The organism is Sutcliffiella cohnii (assembly GCF_002250055.1).
Taxonomy (GTDB): domain Bacteria; phylum Bacillota; class Bacilli; order Bacillales; family Bacillaceae_I; genus Sutcliffiella; species Sutcliffiella cohnii.
Genome location: NZ_CP018866.1, coordinates 2,188,322 through 2,206,727 on the forward strand (window position 1 = coordinate 2,188,322; position 18,406 = coordinate 2,206,727).

Annotated in this window: 20 protein-coding genes and 1 pseudogene; 18 read left to right on the forward strand and 3 right to left on the reverse strand. The window is 33.8% G+C overall.

Annotation, left to right across the window (positions count from 1 at the left end; all coding sequences use genetic code 11):
• Positions 1 to 67: 67 nt before the first annotated feature.
• The 5 genes and pseudogenes from BC6307_RS10775 to BC6307_RS10795 form a co-directional block, all read left to right on the forward strand.
• Positions 68 to 1,270 (forward strand): annotated as a pseudogene (locus BC6307_RS10775) (DNA topoisomerase); the annotation flags it as partial.
• 334 nt (positions 1,271 to 1,604) lie between these two features.
• Positions 1,605 to 2,342, forward strand: coding sequence for a glycerophosphodiester phosphodiesterase (locus tag BC6307_RS10780; protein ID WP_084380495.1), 738 nt, complete (start codon positions 1,605 to 1,607; stop codon positions 2,340 to 2,342).
• Between the two features lie 27 nt (positions 2,343 to 2,369).
• Positions 2,370 to 3,665, forward strand: coding sequence for an MFS transporter (locus BC6307_RS10785; RefSeq protein ID WP_235858166.1), 1,296 nt, complete (start codon positions 2,370 to 2,372; stop codon positions 3,663 to 3,665).
• A 129-nt stretch (positions 3,666 to 3,794) separates the two neighbouring features.
• Positions 3,795 to 4,463, forward strand: a complete 669-nt coding sequence (locus BC6307_RS10790) for a hypothetical protein (protein WP_066417370.1) — start codon at positions 3,795 to 3,797, stop codon at positions 4,461 to 4,463.
• Positions 4,438 to 4,983, forward strand: a complete 546-nt coding sequence (locus BC6307_RS10795; RefSeq protein WP_066417373.1) for a peroxiredoxin family protein — start codon at positions 4,438 to 4,440, stop codon at positions 4,981 to 4,983. The genes BC6307_RS10790 and BC6307_RS10795 overlap by 26 nt, the downstream gene beginning before the upstream one ends.
• A gap of 84 nt (positions 4,984 to 5,067) precedes the next feature.
• Here the strand turns inward: BC6307_RS10795 and BC6307_RS25055 are convergent, their stop codons facing one another.
• Both BC6307_RS25055 and BC6307_RS10800 read right to left on the reverse strand, forming a co-directional pair.
• Positions 5,068 to 5,211, reverse strand: coding sequence for a hypothetical protein (locus BC6307_RS25055; RefSeq protein ID WP_169714880.1), 144 nt, complete (start codon positions 5,209 to 5,211; stop codon positions 5,068 to 5,070).
• Positions 5,212 to 5,225: 14 nt separating this feature from the next.
• A complete protein-coding gene (locus BC6307_RS10800; RefSeq protein ID WP_235858168.1) occupies positions 5,226 to 5,450 on the reverse strand; it encodes a DUF3892 domain-containing protein in 225 nt (74 codons plus the stop codon).
• Between the two features lie 157 nt (positions 5,451 to 5,607).
• On the opposite strand from BC6307_RS10800, the gene BC6307_RS10805 reads away from it, so the two are divergent.
• The 5 genes from BC6307_RS10805 (at position 5,608) to BC6307_RS10825 (ending at position 10,361) form a co-directional block, all read left to right on the forward strand.
• Positions 5,608 to 6,291 (forward strand): class I SAM-dependent methyltransferase, encoded by a 684-nt coding sequence (locus BC6307_RS10805; RefSeq protein ID WP_066417380.1) that lies wholly within the window; start codon positions 5,608 to 5,610, stop codon positions 6,289 to 6,291.
• Positions 6,292 to 6,293: 2 nt separating this feature from the next.
• On the forward strand, positions 6,294 to 6,989 hold the full coding sequence (locus BC6307_RS10810; protein WP_066417383.1) for an AIM24 family protein: 696 nt from the start codon (positions 6,294 to 6,296) through the stop codon (positions 6,987 to 6,989).
• A 140-nt stretch (positions 6,990 to 7,129) separates the two neighbouring features.
• Positions 7,130 to 8,821, forward strand: coding sequence for a formate--tetrahydrofolate ligase (locus BC6307_RS10815; RefSeq protein ID WP_066417386.1), 1,692 nt, complete (start codon positions 7,130 to 7,132; stop codon positions 8,819 to 8,821).
• 10 nt (positions 8,822 to 8,831) lie between these two features.
• Positions 8,832 to 9,326 (forward strand): hypothetical protein, encoded by a 495-nt coding sequence (locus tag BC6307_RS10820; RefSeq protein WP_066417388.1) that lies wholly within the window; start codon positions 8,832 to 8,834, stop codon positions 9,324 to 9,326.
• Positions 9,327 to 9,518: 192 nt separating this feature from the next.
• Positions 9,519 to 10,361, forward strand: a complete 843-nt coding sequence (locus tag BC6307_RS10825; RefSeq protein ID WP_066417391.1) for a DegV family protein — start codon at positions 9,519 to 9,521, stop codon at positions 10,359 to 10,361.
• 96 nt (positions 10,362 to 10,457) lie between these two features.
• Here the strand turns inward: BC6307_RS10825 and BC6307_RS10830 are convergent, their stop codons facing one another.
• Positions 10,458 to 10,691: a hypothetical protein gene (locus BC6307_RS10830; protein ID WP_066417394.1), complete on the reverse strand. Its 234-nt coding sequence runs from the start codon at positions 10,689 to 10,691 to the stop codon at positions 10,458 to 10,460.
• Between the two features lie 117 nt (positions 10,692 to 10,808).
• Here BC6307_RS10830 and BC6307_RS10835 point away from each other — a divergent pair, with 117 nt between their 5' ends.
• The 8 genes from BC6307_RS10835 (at position 10,809) to BC6307_RS10870 (ending at position 18,366) form a co-directional block, all read left to right on the forward strand.
• Positions 10,809 to 11,441, forward strand: coding sequence for an HD domain-containing protein (locus tag BC6307_RS10835; RefSeq protein WP_066417397.1), 633 nt, complete (start codon positions 10,809 to 10,811; stop codon positions 11,439 to 11,441).
• Positions 11,438 to 13,354: an ABC-F family ATP-binding cassette domain-containing protein gene (locus BC6307_RS10840; protein ID WP_066417400.1), complete on the forward strand. Its 1,917-nt coding sequence runs from the start codon at positions 11,438 to 11,440 to the stop codon at positions 13,352 to 13,354. Before BC6307_RS10835 ends, BC6307_RS10840 begins: the two co-directional genes overlap by 4 nt.
• 67 nt (positions 13,355 to 13,421) lie before the next feature.
• Positions 13,422 to 14,537 carry a conserved virulence factor C family protein gene (locus tag BC6307_RS10845; RefSeq protein ID WP_066417402.1) on the forward strand — a complete coding sequence of 372 codons (1,116 nt, stop codon included), beginning with the start codon at positions 13,422 to 13,424 and terminating at the stop codon, positions 14,535 to 14,537.
• A 14-nt stretch (positions 14,538 to 14,551) separates the two neighbouring features.
• Positions 14,552 to 14,986 (forward strand): BrxA/BrxB family bacilliredoxin, encoded by a 435-nt coding sequence (locus tag BC6307_RS10850; protein WP_066417405.1) that lies wholly within the window; start codon positions 14,552 to 14,554, stop codon positions 14,984 to 14,986.
• A 561-nt stretch (positions 14,987 to 15,547) separates the two neighbouring features.
• On the forward strand, positions 15,548 to 16,321 hold the full coding sequence (locus tag BC6307_RS10855; protein ID WP_066419687.1) for a class I SAM-dependent methyltransferase: 774 nt from the start codon (positions 15,548 to 15,550) through the stop codon (positions 16,319 to 16,321).
• A 36-nt stretch (positions 16,322 to 16,357) separates the two neighbouring features.
• A complete protein-coding gene (locus tag BC6307_RS10860) occupies positions 16,358 to 16,489 on the forward strand; it encodes a YuzL family protein (RefSeq protein WP_084380633.1) in 132 nt (43 codons plus the stop codon).
• A 375-nt stretch (positions 16,490 to 16,864) separates the two neighbouring features.
• Positions 16,865 to 17,431: a YpjP family protein gene (locus BC6307_RS10865; protein ID WP_066419686.1), complete on the forward strand. Its 567-nt coding sequence runs from the start codon at positions 16,865 to 16,867 to the stop codon at positions 17,429 to 17,431.
• A gap of 188 nt (positions 17,432 to 17,619) precedes the next feature.
• The gene (locus BC6307_RS10870) at positions 17,620 to 18,366 is read left to right on the forward strand and encodes an anthrax toxin lethal factor-related metalloendopeptidase (protein ID WP_066419685.1); all 747 of its coding nucleotides are present in this window, start codon (positions 17,620 to 17,622) and stop codon (positions 18,364 to 18,366) included.
• Positions 18,367 to 18,406 lie beyond the last annotated feature (40 nt).

An 18,406-nucleotide genomic window follows, 5' to 3' on the forward strand; every position in this document is an offset into this window, starting at 1 on the left:
TTAGTTATTAGCTTTAAAACTAACGGCGTTATGTCCACTTCCATTAAGTCCACTTTTTTGTAGATACCGAACAGCTAGTGTTGTTTTAGAACAATCGCTAGTCGGTAAAGTGGCAAACGTAGTGGAAAAATTAAAAAAAGGCCTTCCTTATGAAAACGAAATTAAATTTAAAGTGACGAAAAGAAATTTTGATAATAGTAGGGTCGAGAGTCATAGTGCCATTGTTCCTACATATGTGATTCCGAAATCATTATCAAAAGATGAGCAAATCGTTTATACAGCCATTAAAAATCGACTCCTTATGCAATTTATGCCTGTAGCAGAATATGAAGAGACAAAATTAATTACTATGGTAGAAAACGAAAATGTGCAAGGTCACTTCCTTTCGAAAGGAAAAGTTCAGCTAGTGGAAGGTTGGAAAAAAGTAGAAAAACAAGACACTAAAGATACATTTTTACCTAATGTAAATGAACAGGAAATTGTACAAGTTGTTGACCAATATGTGACTTCCCATGTTACGAAACCACCAAATCACCATACGGAAAAAACGTTATTACGTATAATGGAGACTTGTGGGAAACGGGTAAAAGAAGATGATAGTGAGGAAATGATGTCAACAATATTAAGTGGTTATAGTATCGGTACACCAGCAACGAGAGCAGAAACGATTAAGAAACTAAAAGACGCTGGTTATATTACAACCCAAAATAAGTCACTAATATGTACGGAGCTTGGAAAGAAATTAGTTGAAACATTTCCAGTCAAAGAACTATTCGATCTCCAGTTTACTGGTCGACTTGAAAAAGCACTGTTTGAAATAGAAAAAGGGAATTTCCAAAAAGAGAAATTTCTACAGTTTATCTATCAATTTACAAAAAAAGCCATTGAAAAAGTAAAATTAGACGAGGATATTATTATTCAAGAAGCAACTAGGGAAAAGAAAAGTAATGAAATACTCGGAAAATGCCCCGCTTGCGGAGGGAATGTACAAGAATCGTACAAAGGCTTTGGCTGTATGAACTGGAAAACTGGTTGTAAATTTGTCATTTGGAAAAACGATAAATTTTTAGCAACGATGAAGAAAAAGCCAACGAAAACGATGGTGAAATCTATATTAACTTCTGGGAAAGCAACTGTAAAAGGATTAACAAGTAAAAACGGAAATAAATTTGATTGTATTTTACTTTATGAAAAAAATAATGAAAACGACTATTATAGTTGGAAAATGGAATTTCCAACAAAGAAGGAAGCAACATCAACATCAAAATAAAAATAAAAGGTACTGTCCAATAAGTGTAAAAACAGCGGGAAAAACGAATCGTTTTTCCCACTGTTTTTTTCTTTCTTTCGTCCCAAATTAGTATTAATGTGTTAACTATCTTCTAACTAGACAAAAACATAAACTTTATCCTCCCGCGTAAGGTATACCTGCAGCATTAAGCCATGAAATTTTAATGATCCTTATTAAGATAACTAACGAGTAAGGTCCAAAAAGTCAGTATTTACTGACTTTTTGGACATCCCTGTTTTTTTACATTAGATTCATAAAGGTTTTACAGAAAAAGTATAGAATATAACGTAATAGAGATTAGTTAGGAGGGAGAATGATGAAAAATACAAAAGTGTTTGCTCATCGTGGTGCAGCTGGGACACATCCAGAAAATACAATGATTGCATTCCAAGAAGCATTACGAGTAGGTGCGGACGGAGTTGAACTTGATGTTCACTTAACAAAAGATAATGTACCAGTCGTCATTCACGATGAAACAGTAAATAGAACTACAAATGGAAGTGGATGGATCAAAGAATATTACTATGACGATTTAAGAAAACTTGACGCTGGTAGTTGGTTTGATGAGGAGTTTACAGGTTGCACAATACCTAGTTTAGAAGAAGTGTTACAATGGATTGCAAAAACGTCATTACAAATAAATATCGAGCTTAAAAATGGAATTGTTCGCTACGAAAATATTGAAAAGATCGTCATTGATTTAGTACATAAATATAATTTGAAAGATCGAGTTATAATTTCTTCCTTTAATCATTATAGTTTAGTAGAAGTAAACAAATGCGCTCCAGAAATAGAAACGGCTATCTTATTTATGGAAGGGTTATATAAGCCTTGGGAATACGCAAAAACAATAGGAGCAACAGGTTTACATTGTTACTTACCAGTTGCTGTACCAGAATTACTAGAAGGAGCCAATATAGAAGGGATGCCAGTGAGGCCGTTCGTTGTTAATGAAGAAAAGCATATAGCTGCTCTTGTACGAGGTGGCTGTTCTGCCATTATTACTGATTGGCCAAAACAAGCAATAAAGATACGGGATAATCTAAAATAATATTTTAGTAAAATGGAGCTGGTGTCATTGGTTAAAACTGATCAATTTAAATATTCTAAAATATTTGTAATTGGAAGCGGATTTTTTGCTTTAACATTAATTTGGACCTTTTATAATGCGTACATGCCGTTAATATTAGGCGATTATATTGAAAGTAGAGCTATCCGTGGCGCAATAATGGGTCTTGATAATTTATTAGCTGTTCTCTTAATACCAATTATCGGTGCGTGGTCAGACAAAATTGATACAAAGTTAGGAAATCGTTTACCTTTTTTAGCTGTTGGAATGCCGATTGCTGCGATTTTCTTTATATTAATCCCTTTCAGTGCTGATATTACGTTACTAGTTTTACTTGTTGTCGATATTGTCTTTTTATTTGCGATGACGATATACCGCGCCCCGGTTATTGCTTTAATGCCAGACCATACTCCGGTAGAAAAAAGGTCCATGGCAAATGGTATTATTAATTTTATGGGTGGAGTAGGAGCCATTGTTGCCCTATTTGGTTTATCAACACTTTATGGAATAGATAGAAGTTATCCATTTTTAGTTGCAGGATTGTTGTTACTCCTCGCATTCTTTCTTTTATATTTTACAGTAGATAGAAAACCAGCTTATTCGGAAAAAATAGATACGGAATTAGAGGAGTCTCAAGCGTACAGATCGTTTTTTACTAGCTTGAAGTTATTAAAACAAGAAAAATATCGTGGACATTTATTAGTATTAGTTGCTATTTTTCTATATTTTATCGGTTATACAGGAGTCGAAGCGTTATTTACTGTATATGCAGTAGAATACTTAAATATGGAAGAGAGTACTGCAGGTTTAACATTAGGGTTTTTTAGCTTGTCATTTGTATTGTTTGCTATCCCTGCTGGCTTACTAGGTAGTAAATTAGGGAAAGCACCAGTCATGTTATATGGTTTATTGTTTCTTCCCATAATATTTTTCATAATTCCTTTGTTATCTTATTTTAATGGGGTATTACCGATTAATGAAACACTATTATTACAAATTGTATTATTTATCGGTGGAATCTCTTGGGCATTAGTTAACGTACAGGCTTATCCACTAGTAGCCGACCTAGGTGGTAAAAATAGAATCGGCTTCTTTACAGGTTTATATTATTTATTTTCAATGGCATCGGCAATTGTTGCACCCGGAGTTTTAGGCTTACTTATGGATTTATTCAGTCATCCAGCCCTATTTTATGGGGCATCTATTAGTTTTATTGTCGCTTATTTTTTTCTACGCAAAGGACATAAAATCATTACCTCCAATAAACATATTGAAATTCCGCATAATGACGTTAAGAATATATAGGATAAAAAGGTTGGGACATAACTTTTATCATGATCAATTTAGTTTTGTTTCAGCCTCTTTTTACTTAACAATTGATACGTGTAGGGGTATTGTGTTATGCTTTTGATAAGAAAAAGATAGGAGGAAATTATGCCTGATTATTTGGAAATAGGTAGCTTTCATATACCTTCAAAATGGGTAATGATTGTGGTCACATTAATCATATCTTTTTTAATCATAAAAAGGATGACATCGAATCAGCAACATTCAAAAGTAGTATTAGATGATGTAAGTAACTCTTTAATAATTGGTTTTATTGTATGGAAGTTTAGTTATATATTACTTCAATTTCATTATGCGTTTTCTTACCCTATTAGTATTTTATACTTTGACGGTGGGTCAAAAGGAATTTTACTAGCATTTTTCATATTCTACTTGTTTTTATTTTATCGTTCCAAAAAAACCTTGATTCCTTTGTCATTTTATACTCAAATTAGCTTTCAATTATTTTTAGTTGGATCTATCATTTTTCATTTTATTCATATACTCAACAATCCGCTTTACTTTTCCATTCAAATAACATTTGCATTCATAATTTTCCTGTTAGTTTGGAAAAATAAAGATGAACGGATAGGTGAAATCCAACGATACTTACTAGTTTATAGTTTTGGACAATTCTTTTTACAATTTTACAGTCCATTACAACCATTCTTGTTAGGCTTCACTGTAGTACACTTTATTTGTGCTTCTATCATTTTATGGAGTGTCTTTCACCAATTGGAAGGAGGGTATTATGAAAAAAAACATAATCATTATTAGCATTTTATTCGCACTAATTAGTTGGGGAGTGTACGATTTTGTCAATACGACGGATGAAATTGTAACTGTAAATGCCGAAAATTTAAAAGAGGGCTTAGAAAAAGGAAATATAGCACCAGATTTTGAATTAAATACGCTTGATGGATCTTCCTTTAAGCTTTCTGATTTTCGTGGAAAAAAAATAATATTAAATTTTTGGGCATCTTGGTGTCCACCATGCCAGGCTGAAATGCCACATATGCAAGATTTTTATGAAGATAAAAAAAATGAAGATATTGTAATAATTGCTGTCAACTTAACGAAGATGGAACGAAATGAACAATCAATTAGAGCATTTGCTAATAATCTAGGTATTACTTTCCCAATTCCATTAGATGTAGACGGTGAAATCGGAAATAAATATCATGCATTCACCATCCCGACAAGTTATGTTATTGATACGAATGGATTAATTCAAAATAAAATTATCGGTCCAATGTCATATGAGATGATGGATAATTATACGAAAAAAATAAATTAAGCGAAAAAGAACTAATAGAGCTGCCTACAAAAATTTAGGCAGCTCTGTTGATTATTAATCTAACTACTAAAAAGATATTTTAATTTAATCTAATTCTGTTTTATCTTTTTGATCTTTGTTTCTTTTATTACCTTTACTATTATCACCTGGAACATGTTTTCCTTGCACTTTGTGTTCACCGGTAGGACTATTTTGATTAAAACTACCTTTATTATTTTTCTTAGTCATAAAAAAACCACTCCTTAAAATGTAGGTAATTGATCTAAATTATTTGTTGGATCTCCGTCAGCATTTCCTCTAATATACATTTCTCCATCTTTACCTTTAAAGACGTTTGCTCCAATTACAATCCCCTCATTTACATCGTGTAATGCCTGTTCATAGGACAGAATACGACCATTGGATGTTTTAAACTTTTCAATATCTCCATCACCATTCTTTTGAACAGCTATAAAAGTTTCTTTCAAAGTATATAAACTCCTTTCCAATTAAAAAGGGTGCCAACGTTTTATAGATTAGCCTTAAAATTAAAAAATATTCTTGTGGGGAGGCAGGTATTTCCGTATAGTATGACGTACAAATACAACTAGGTAGAAATATAGACTAAAAAACAGAGGTGTTGAAATGAACAATAAATCTTGGCAACAATCTAGCGCTAACGCCTGGAATGATCGTGCTCTTGATTGGCATGAGAGAAGTGAAGCTATGTGGAAAACAGGTAGTCGTAAAACAATTATTCCGTTTATCCAAAGTAAATTAAAACAAGGTTCTACTGTATTAGATGCGGGATGTGGCGACGGGTACGGTTCCTACTTGCTTTCACAAAACGATTATAAGGTCATCGGTGTAGATTTAGCTGAAAATATGATTAAGTATGCGAAAGATACGTATAAAAATTCCGAAATGGTGTTTTTACAAGGTGATTTATCTAATCTACCACTAGGCAACGAGTCAGTTGATGCCATTATGGCAATAAACTCTCTTGAATGGACAGAAAATCCTTTAACTGTCATAAATGAGTTTCATCGGGTTATGAAGAATAAAGGTTCCTTATTTATAGGGTTACTCGGACCTACAGCTGGACCAAGAGCTAACAGTTTTAATCGTCTGTATGGTGAACATATAATTTGTAATACGATGATGCCCTGGGAATTAGAACGACTTGCTTTAGAAAATGGTTGGAACTTAATAGATCATTTACCCGTATATAAAGAGGATGCTAAAAAGATAGAAACTTCTAAGCTCCCAAAAATATTAAAGCAATCTTTAACGTTCATGTGGGTGTTTCATTTTGAAAGGGAGGGATAACTATGTCAAAATATTCAATTTCTCAATTTATTCAATCTACTAAACAAAAAGATTTAGGGCAAGGCTTCTTTGAACTAGAAACGGAAAGAATATTAGAAGTAAATTTAAATGGATTAGTTTGGGCAAAAATGGGATCAATGATATCTTACGAAGGTAATATCAAATTCGAACGGGAAGGAATATTAGAACACGGATTAGGCAGACTCTTAAAAAAGACCTTTACTGGCGAAGGTTCACAACTCATGAAAGCGAATGGTAATGGGAAGCTATATTTAGCAGATCAAGGAAAAAAAATAACGATTGTTGATTTAGCAGGAGACAGTATTTATATAAACGGTAACGATTTACTAGCTTTTGAAGATGGATTACATTGGGATATTAAGCTGATGAGGAGAATTGCAGGAGTACTGTCAGGAGGCTTATTTAATGTTCACCTAGAAGGAAATGGCCTAGTAGCTTTTACTTCTCACTACGAGCCGTTAACATTAATGGTTTATCCTGGTCAACCAATTTATACAGATCCAAATGCTACAGTAGCATGGTCCGGTAATTTACAACCAGAGTTTGTAACAGACATACAATTAAAAACATTAGTCGGACGAGGTAGTGGTGAATCACTTCAAATGAAATTTAGCGGAAATGGCTTTGTAGTTGTTCAACCTTATGAAGAAGTATACTTTTCAGATAAAAATAGCTGATATTGTATTGAGCATGGATATTAACCATGTTCTTTTATTTTGATAAAGTATTATGGATAAGAAAGATTTGCTGATATATCGGAAATGAACGTGTTAAAATAACGGTGTAGATTAAAGTTAAATTGCGGAGGAGAATACATATGGAAAAAGCGAAAATCAAGATCCCGTCTGATATTGAAATTGCTCAAAATAGTGATATGAAGAAAATAACAGAAATCGCAAATGAGTTACAAATTACTGATGATGAATTAGAGCCTTATGGTCATTATAAAGCAAAACTCTCTTTAAATATATTTAATAGACTGAAGGATAAAAAGGACGGGAAGGTTATTCTTGTCACTGCGATTAACCCTACACCTGCTGGGGAAGGTAAGTCGACTGTTACTGTAGGGTTAGGTCAGGCGCTAACAAAGCTTGGTAAAAAAGCTGTCATTGCGATGAGAGAGCCATCTTTAGGACCGACTATGGGTGTGAAAGGTGGAGCAACTGGAGGCGGATACTCACAAGTACTACCTATGGAAGATATTAATCTCCATTTTACAGGTGATATTCATGCTATCACAACAGCAAATAATGCGCTATCTGCGTTAATTGATAACCACATTCAACAAGGAAATACCCTTAATATTGACCCAAGACGAATTATTTGGAAACGAGTACTCGATATGAATGACCGTGCTTTACGTAAAGTTGTTATCGGGTTAGGAGGACCTTTCCAAGGAGTACCTAGAGAAGACGGCTTTGATATAACTGTTGCTTCAGAAATAATGGCAATATTTTGCTTAGCTTCTGATTTAAATGATTTAAAACACCGTTTATCACAAATAGTTGTCGCTTTTGATTACAATAAAAATCCAGTAACGGTAAAAGATTTAGGAGTAGAAGGTGCTTTAACAATGCTATTAAAAGATGCATTTAAGCCAAATCTAGTCCAGACGATTGAACATACTCCTGCCATTATACATGGCGGTCCTTTCGCTAATATTGCGCATGGATGTAATTCAGTTTTAGCAACAAAAATGGCTGCAAAATTAGGAGATTTCGTAGTTACCGAGGCTGGATTTGGAGCAGACTTAGGTGCAGAAAAATTTCTTAATATTAAAACGAGGTCCCTAGGAATTGATCCAGAAGCAGTAGTAATAGTTGCAACCATTCGTGCCCTTAAAATGCATGGGGGAGTAGAAAAAGAAAAATTAACAGAAGAAAATGTTCAAGCGTTACAACATGGCGTAACGAACTTGAAGAAACATATAGAAACGATTGAGCTGTTCGGTTTACCTTATGTTGTTGCGATAAACGAATTTACTTCTGATACTAAAGCTGAGATAGACTTTTTGCAAACTTGGTGTGACCAGCACGAAATACCTGTAGCGTTAACACAAGTATGGGAAAAAGGTGGAGACGGTGGTATACAATTAGCAGAGAAACTACTCGAGGTGATGGAAAAAAAACAAACAAGTTTTAATCACCTATATCCTTTAGAGCTTTCAATCGAAGAAAAAATCCGTACCATTGCTCAAAAAGTATATGGAGCAAAAGATATTGAACTCTCTTCCACTGCTAAAAAGCAAATTCAACAATTTGAAGGGGAAGGCTGGGCGCATTTGCCTATATGTATGGCAAAGACTCAATATTCTTTATCTGACGACCCACAAAAGCTAGGAAGACCAGAAGGATTTATTATTTTGATTAGAGAATTGAAACCGTCAATTGGTGCAGGATTTATCGTTGCATTAACCGGCGATGTTATGACAATGCCTGGCTTACCAAAAAAACCTGCTGCTTTACAAATGGACATTGACGAAAACGGCAAAGCAGTTGGTCTTTTCTAAGGAGTCATTTATGTTTGATCCTACCGTTTTTGACAATATAAAAGTTGTAGTTGAAGGTGATTTATATGATTTAGATTTAGACGGACACCTTCAAGTTATTGACAGAAAAGATTTAATAGATTTAGCCACAATGTCGAGAACATTTAGAATGGAAGTAACTGTAGATCAGAGCTTAACAGCCATAATTTCATTACAGACTGACATAAAGCAATTAGCAATCGAGATTAACCATCTTAAAGGTGATAAACCTGGTTGTTATATGCAATTAACTTTTCAACAAGCGCTTAACAGTAGCATAGCGATAAATGATTGGGAAGCAAATTTAAGAAGAAAATGGGGAATGCAATGGAGAATTTCTCATCAAGTAATACAATATGTAAATGGTACTGAAGAAAATGTACTAAAAACGACTATACATTTAGACCATTTAATTTTTGAAGAAACAATTGATGACGTTCGTCAAATACTTCTTTTATTGTATGAAACTTTAAAAGAAAATAGTTAATTTACCTATGCCCACTTAATCGTGGGTATTTTTTGTATCATAAACAAATGTAATATATTTTTAAATATTTTTAGAATTTTCTCCTCAAACTACTCATTATATAGTATTATAAGACTATAGTATCTGGTACTAATAATACATAATATAAATTACTACTAATTAATGTGTGATTATATAAAAGGAGTGAAGATTATGGGGAAAATCGCTTGGGTAACAGATAGTACAGCTTTTATCGATGAGGAGCTTGCTAATCATCCTGATGTATATACAGTTCCAATGGTCATTTATTTTGGAGAAGACGAGTATTTAGATGGCGTTAACATTACGAAAGAACAATTTCAAAAATTATTAGTAGAAAGTGAAATTCCACCTAAAACATCACAGCCATCCGTGGGAACATTCGCCGAATTGTATAATCAATTAGCTCAAAATTACGATCAAATCGTCTCCATTCATCTTTCAAGCCATTTAAGTGGAACGGTTTCATCTAGTCAACAAGCAGCAAAATTAGTGGATATACCAGTGACAACAATTGATACTAAAACATTGTCCTATCCATTAACCGCTATGCTAAAAACAGCAATTAAGCTTGTAAATGAAGGTCATAGCATAGAAGAAGTGGAAAGAAAACTAGACGATATGGTAAATAAGTCAGAACTTTATGTACTAATAGGGAGTTTAGAGCAACTACACCGAAGCGGAAGAATGACTAGTGTTCAAAAAGTGTTAGGTAGCTTACTTCAAATAAAACCAATCATTGCAATTAAAGACGGAAAGCTGGATGTTGCAGAAAAAGTTAGAACAGAAAAGAAAGTGTTTCAACGTATGCTGGAGTTATTTGATGATGCATTTAACCGAGGTACGGTAAAAGAACTTTATTTATTATATGGCCGCGAAGAAGAACAAACATTCTCTATTAAACAAAAAATAAAAGAGACATATCCAAACCTTAAAGTAGGCGCTTATCCTATTTCTACAACAATCTCCGTTCATGCTGGAGTAGACACAGTAGGATTAGCTTGGTTTAACGAATAAGAAAAGTACGCTTGCGTTACTTTTCTTTTTTTCTTATCTAAAATAAGTGAGTTATTGTAGCAAAAAACACAGTCATTAGGCACGTTTCTACTGAACTTATACATATGTTAAGACAAATATTACTTCGCCATTCATTGGATACGCTCCGATAAGCTTGTAACCTATACTTAAAAATCTCGATAATGTTTCTGCGCATGACTTTGATACTGGTTCTAACGGTGCATGGTCACTACTTGAAAGATGAATAAAATCTAACTGTGGGTAAGAACAACGAATGACAACTACGTGAGTCCCTAACCAAGCTGTACCGATAACATTTCTACAAAACATGATAACTCCTCCGTTTTTTCATATAGTATGCTTCTACCTAAAACATTGCCAAAAATGTGCTATACAATCTATTCCATGTTAAAATAATTGAGAAATCAATATTGGAGGAAAAGAAACGTGATTCAACATATAGAAAGTTTTGTTCAACAAAAATTAAGTCATGATACTACCGGACATGATTGGTATCATATTGATCGTGTGCGAAAGATGTCCATTCATATTGCCAAAAATGAAAATGTAAACATTGAAATAGTAGAAATTGCAGCTTTATTACATGATATTTTAGATGAAAAATTAGTGAAAAATAAAGAAAATGCAAAACGAGAAATTATCGATCTGCTTGAATCTTTACAATATCAAGACGAATACATACAACAAATTATATATATTATTGAAAATGTAGGGTTCAAAGGCGGAAACGGTATGCAAATGGATTTGGTAGAAGGGAAAATCATTCAAGATGCAGACCGTTTAGATGCGATTGGTGCAATAGGAATAGCTAGAACGTTTATGTATTCAGGTGCAAAAGGACAGGCGATGTATGACCCAAACATTCCAGTAAGAGATGAAATGTCATATGAACAATATCGAAATGAAAAATCTACTGCTATAAATCACTTTTATGAAAAGCTAGTTAAACTAATACATACATTACATACTGATACGGCAAGAAATATAGCAAAAGAAAGACATGATTTTCTTAAGCTATTTTTATCGGAATTTCATAGGGAGTGGGAAGTAAAGTTATGAAAATGATTATTGGAGAAAACATATCAAAAATATACGTAGAGAAGCAATTATTACATAATGTTTCATTTAGCATACAAGAAAAAGAAAGAGTTGGATTAATAGGAGTTAATGGAACAGGAAAGTCTACATTTTTAAAAATTGTTGCTAGTAAAGAAAGTGCGGATGAAGGGACAATTACAACCTCATCAGACTATAAAATTTCTTTCTTATCTCAAAAACCTAATCTAGATGAAAATCTATCAATAATGGAACAAGTTCTTGATGAAAACACATCAATAAATAACATAATAAAATCTTATGAATCATGTCTTTCTAAAATTCAAGAAGATCCTATGAACGAGAAGATTCAAAGTGATTTAATGCATTATCAACAACAAATGGATAGTTTAAATGCGTGGGACCATAGTTCAAACGCAAAAGCTGTTTTAAATAAACTAGGTATAGAGGACGTTACTGTTAAAGTAGGTCAGCTTTCGGGAGGGCAAAAGAAAAGAGTAGCATTAGCACAAACATTACTACAAAATCCAGATCTACTCATTCTCGATGAGCCAACAAACCATTTAGACTTTGAAACCATCATGTGGTTAGAGGATTACTTAAATAAATTTACGGGTGCTCTTCTTCTCGTTACGCATGATCGTTATTTCTTAGATAAAGTAACAACGAAAATATTTGAATTACATAATGGCCATCTTTATACTTATTTAGGTAATTACGCAAGTTATTTAGAAGCTAAAGCCATAAGAATGGAAGAACTCGAAAAAACTGAAACAAAACAAAAAAGTTTATATCGGCAAGAGTTAGAATGGATGCGAAAAGGTGCTAAAGCGAGAACTACAAAACAAAAAGCTCGTATCCAACGCTTTGAAAAATTAGAAGAGAATGTGAAAGTGAATAACGAAAAAACTCAACTAGAGATGGTAACTGCAGGTACACAACGTTTAGGAAAAAAAGTATTAGAACTAAAAGATGTTTCTGTTACATTTAACAATAAAGTAATATTAAAAAACATAGATTTATTATTAAAACAAAAAGACCGAATTGGAATTGTTGGTCCAAATGGCGCAGGGAAATCGACATTACTTAATGTCTTAGCAAGTAAACTTGTACCATCGGCTGGAGAGTTGGAAAAAGGCCAGACAGTTAAGATTGGTTATTACACCCAGGAACAAGAAGATATGAATGGGGAACAGCGTATTATCGAGTACATTAAAGAGGAAGCAGAAGTAGTCCATACAGAGGACGGGCAAATGATTAGTGCTTCACAATTGTTAGAACGGTTTTTATTTCCACCACACTCTCACGGAACCCCAATTAGAAAACTATCAGGTGGAGAGAAGAAAAGATTATATTTATTAAAAATATTAATGAGCCAGCCAAATGTATTATTACTAGACGAGCCTACGAACGATTTGGACACAGAAACGTTAACGATATTAGAGGCATATTTAGAAGAATTCCCAGGAGTCGTAGTAACTGTTTCACATGACCGATACTTTTTAGATAAAGTCGTTACAGAGCTCCTTATACTAGACGGAAGTGGTACTGCTCGAAGAATCTTCGGCGAATATAGTGATTACCTACTCGAACAACAGGCTAAAAAGCAGTTAGAAAAAAAAGAGGCAGTAAAGTCGGTTGAACAACCAATTAGACTAGAAAAGAAGCAATTGAGACTTTCTTTTCAAGAGCAAAAAGATTGGGAGACTATAGAAGAAAGAATAGCAGATCTAGAAATAGAATTAGAAAGAATTAGTAAGGAGATTGAAAAAGCAGGTAGTGATTACGGAAAGATAAGTGAGTTAATGGAAAGTCAAAATATGAAAAGTGAACAATTAGAAGCCCTTATGAAACGTTGGGAAGAGCTTTCAGAAAAAGTAGAAGCGATTCAAGCACAAAAAGCAGGGTCAAAATAAGCAATATAAATGTGAAAAATATCTCTCTATGATACGATGAAAGAAAAAAAGTAAGGAGATCAGCTATATGAATATAAAAGCAATAGAGCCGACACCAAGTCCTAATACGATGAAAGTGTTATTAGATAAAGAATTACCGTTCGGTACGAGAAATAATTATACGAAAGACAACCGTACAGAAGCACCTGAAATTATTCAAAATATACTAAATATTGAAGGCGTAAAAGGCGTTTACCATGTCGCCGACTTTTTGGCAGTAGAGCGAAATGCACGCTTCGATTGGAAAAATATCCTTTTGGAAGTTCGTGCATTATTCGGTGAAGAACAAGTTTCCGAAAAAGAAAATGCTTCTTATAATCCATCTGAGGGATTTGGGGAAGTAAAAGTATTTGTTCAAATGTTTCACGAAATTCCTATGCAAGTTAAATTAACAGACGGTGAACAAGAAAAGCGTGTAGGTCTTCCTGATATCTTTTCTAAAGCAATTTTAGAAGCACAAAGTAAGGAAGAAAATGTCGTCCTAGAACGAGAGTGGAAAGAACACGGTATAAGATATGGTGACTTAGAAGCAGTAGGGACGGAGATAGTGGAGGAGCTTTCAGCTGCGTATCCACCTGAAAGATTGCAAAGACTGTTACAACAAGCTCATAGTACAGAAAAAATAGTGAAACGAGAGTCTTATAAAGTAACGGGGGATATGTTAAATAATCCAGATTGGTCAGAACGATACCGCGCATTAGATCAAATGGACCCTGGAGAATCGGATATTCCTGTATTAGCGAAAGCTTTAGATGATGAAAAGGCGTCCATTCGCAGATTAGCGACAGTGTACTTAGGAATGATAGAAAAAGAAGAAGTTTTACCATTATTATATAAAGCATTAAAAGATAAAACAGTTACAGTACGTAGAACGGCAGGAGATTGCTTGTCTGATATAGGTAGCGAAAAGGCAATTCCGGCAATGATAGAAGCCCTTCAGGATAAAAATAAACTAGTCCGCTGGCGTGCAGCAATGTTCCTATATGAAGTTGGAGATGATTCTGCACTAGAAGCTTTAAGAAAAGCAGAAGATGATCCTGAATTCGAAGTAAGTATGCAAGTTAAAATGGCAATTGAACGCATTGAAGGCGGAGAAGAAGCAAAAGGTTCAGTATGGAAACAAATGACGGAAAGAAACAACTAAAGGAGGAAACACTAATGTCAAATGCATATGATGAATATATGAAGCAAATGGTCAAACCGATGAGAACAGAGCTAACAACAGCTGGCTTTAAAGAACTAACTTCGGAAGAAGATGTTGTTAATTACATGGAGAATACAACTGGCACTTCATTAGTTGTTATAAACTCAGTTTGTGGCTGTGCAGCAGGATTAGCACGCCCTGCAGCAACTCAAGCAGTAGTTCAAGCTGAAAAAACACCGAACAATTTAGTTACAGTCTTTGCAGGACAAGATAAAGACGCAACAGCAAAAATGAGAGAGTATTTCGGTGATATCCCACCATCCTCTCCTTCCATGGCAATTTTAAAAGGAAAAGAAGTGGTACATTTTATTCACCGCCACGACATTGAATCATTCCCAATGGAAGATATTATGAATAACTTATTAAACGCATTTGAAAAACATTGCTAGAAAAATTGCAAAACTAAAAGAATAAATATAAAATTCAATAAGCATTCACAAACTACCTTGTATTATAAAGATACAAGGTAGTTTGTTATATTGAAGTTTGTAATATAAAAAAATCCTTAAAGGTGGACACCATACAAGGTATATCTTGCACCATGGAGAATGAAATAAGCGGTTCGGTGTTAAACTGCTATAATATTTTGCCTTCCTAGATTTAGAACCGTGAGTGGAACGGAGCGGAAGACACTTGACTCCAGCGGGATGTAGAGGGAAGGTCGAGACCCCACAGGCGAAGCCGAGGAGGCTCGACTCCACGAAAAGCGTAAGCGCATCGATCTGGCCCGTACAAACTGGAGCAGTCCGGTAGGAGATAAAGGAAACACAACGAAACGTTAGTTGAGTTGATGTTGACTTATCGTACGGACGGACTGGGAAGTTTGATAGGGCCAATGCGTTGGAGCTAGACATCTCCCCGCGGAAAGCAAGTGTCTGCAGCGAAGTGCAACGGACTAACTCAAAACACTCTCTATTTTCAAGTTAATCCTTTTAAAAAGGAGTTATCATATGTACATAACAACAGCTGGACGAACAGATGAAACTTATATTCAAAAAGCGAAACAATTGGCTCTCCATCACAACTTTAAATACATCAATCGAAATAAATTGTCTATCGAAGCACTTCATAACAAATATAACGAAGATATAATAGTGGTTGGGAAAGAAAGACTTGAACTATTTAAGTTAGGTAAAAAAGAACCAATCTTCTTCCATCCAAACTCAGCAGCATTTCGTTTAAAAAGACTAATAAAAGGTGAGACAGAGCCATTTTTAGAAGTAACAAAATTGCAAAATGGCATGTCTTTCCTAGATTGCACTCTGGGACTCGCTTCTGATAGCATTATCGCCAGTTATATCGTTGGGAAAAATGGAAAAGTAACAGGGTTAGAAGGAAACCGAACCGTAGCATTTATTGTTCAAGAAGGATTAAAAACGTGGCCAAGTGAGAATGAAGCTTTAGTAAAAGCGATGGAAAGAGTTCAAGTCGTAACAACAGATCATAAAGAGTATTTACAAACTTTGGACAGTAATAGTTACGATGTTGTCTATTTTGATCCAATGTTTACAGAAACGATAGAGGAATCACAAGGGATCCTTCCGCTAAAAAGTGTCGCAATTTATGAAGGTCTAACCGAACTTACTATAAATGAAGCCTATAGAGTTGCCAAAAGTAGAGTTGTGTTAAAAGATCATTGGAAAAGTGACCACTTTAAAAAGTTTAATTTTCAAGTACAAGTTAGAAAAACAGCTAAATTTCACTTCGGTGTTTTGGAAAAATAAAGAGTGGACATGTTAAAAAGGTGGAGGTGATTTACAGTGGCTAAACGAAAGAAAAATCCAGCTAAAACAGGTCTATCTAGCTCTCAAGTTGAAGGACAAGGAACAACAATGGAAGAAACAGGATCAGTTGAGAAATCATCAAGTCGCAATAAACCGAAGAAACATTAACTTGAAATGGATGCAATTGCAGGAATCAATTATAAACTTAAATATCTAGTAAGCATTAAAAAAGCTCGCATTATACATGCGAGCTTTTTTTAGTCTGTTACTCCTAAAAAGATAAAGTATCCAAGTGTAATAAAACATGCAACAACTAAAACTGTTTCAAACATAGTGTGAACCTCCAGTATGTATTATTCATTTCATTTTATCAAAAAAAAGGAAAAGGATGAACATAAAATATGAAGAATTTAAGAAAGTTCCTTTTCTTGTTTTTATATGTAAAAATGTCTGAATATTTATGGTATAATCATATTATACAACAAAACAAAACATTTATACATGATAGAAAAATTTAATAGTTTTATAGAGAGGAAGATTATTATGCCCAAATGGCTAAAAAAATCACTAGTCATCCTAATAACGACCTTAACATTTGGAATGGTGGCTCCACCAGCTTATTTATTAGCTGATGATAATAATAATGAACAATCTTTAAATAGTTATACTAATGACCGTATTGAAATAAAACATGAGTTACATACGAAAGAAGCTTTTTTACAACAAGTTACTAATCAAGCATTAAATCAATCATACGAGAAGTTCGGAAGTAAAATTGGACCAGTTATTAAAGATGAATTTAATGATGTTATTTTACCTAAAATTGAATACGTATTATCTCAATTAACTGAACAGTATCCCGAAGAAGAATTACAAAACCTAGTAATTTCTGAAAGCCCTTCAGGTGGCCATAGCGAAAAAATCTTTCATATTTATCATAGCCTAACAGGGAAAGATATTATTCGTTTCCATGTAAGAAAGGATCACCCTCCTTTAGATGGATATTATTTTAATTTTCATTATCATACACATCACGACGATTTCCAAATGCACCATACTTTAGGTAGTATCTTTTGGTCAAAAAACACTCCTCCTAAATGGATGAGCTAATAATGTGAGAAACAGTTTGTATTAAAAGCAAACTGTTTTTTTTATGTTTTTTATCAGTAACTATATTAAAATATTAAAATTATGTTACAAAAATGAGTACAATTTAATAGTTTTGTGATATAATGTATATTATTCTGATAATTTAAAAAACAACAACCCATTAATTTATACAGATAGGGCTGATCATCATGTGGAAACGAACTAGTACTATTTTATTTTTAACTTCGATACTTTTACTACCAGCTCTTTGGAAAGCATTCGCGAGTGTTGATGCTATTTCATTAAAAGATTATCCATCTAGTCAATTAAACCTCCTTTTAGAAGATGTTCCAAATAGAGAGTTATTAAATAAAATTATATTACTTCCACCATCAGAGTTTTCCTATGAAGAAACAGCTAAAATGATAACTACCATTTCTGTTATTCCAGAAACAATATTATTTTCTCTCGTCCAACAGCATGTTCAGCTTTACCTATTTGAAGGATCTTTAACAGAGGTGAAAGGGTTCGAACATTTAAAAGGAACGAAGCCCCGTGGCTACAGTTCACAAGGACCCACGTGGGATGATGTACCTGGTATAGGCGGTTCCAAATTAGTACTTGCAAAAATTGGCCATAGTAATATAGGTCAAGGTCACGGTTCAATTAATTTGGAATTACACGAATTAGCTCATTCTATTGATCGTTTCGTTTATGGTAACGTTAGATATAACGAAGATTTTATTAAAATATGGAAAAAAGAGGCGCCCATCTTATTTCCTAATCAAACTTATTTTTTACATTTCATAGAGGAGTATTTTGCAGAAACATTTGCGATGTACTATTTAAATGAACAAACAAACGAACATTTACTTAATTTAGCCCCTTTAACACATAAATTTTTCGAAGATTCTACTAATATTAAAAACTCTATGAATTTATCTATTTATTATTAATTAGCATTTCGTCTACTGCGAGATGCTTTTTTTTGATAGA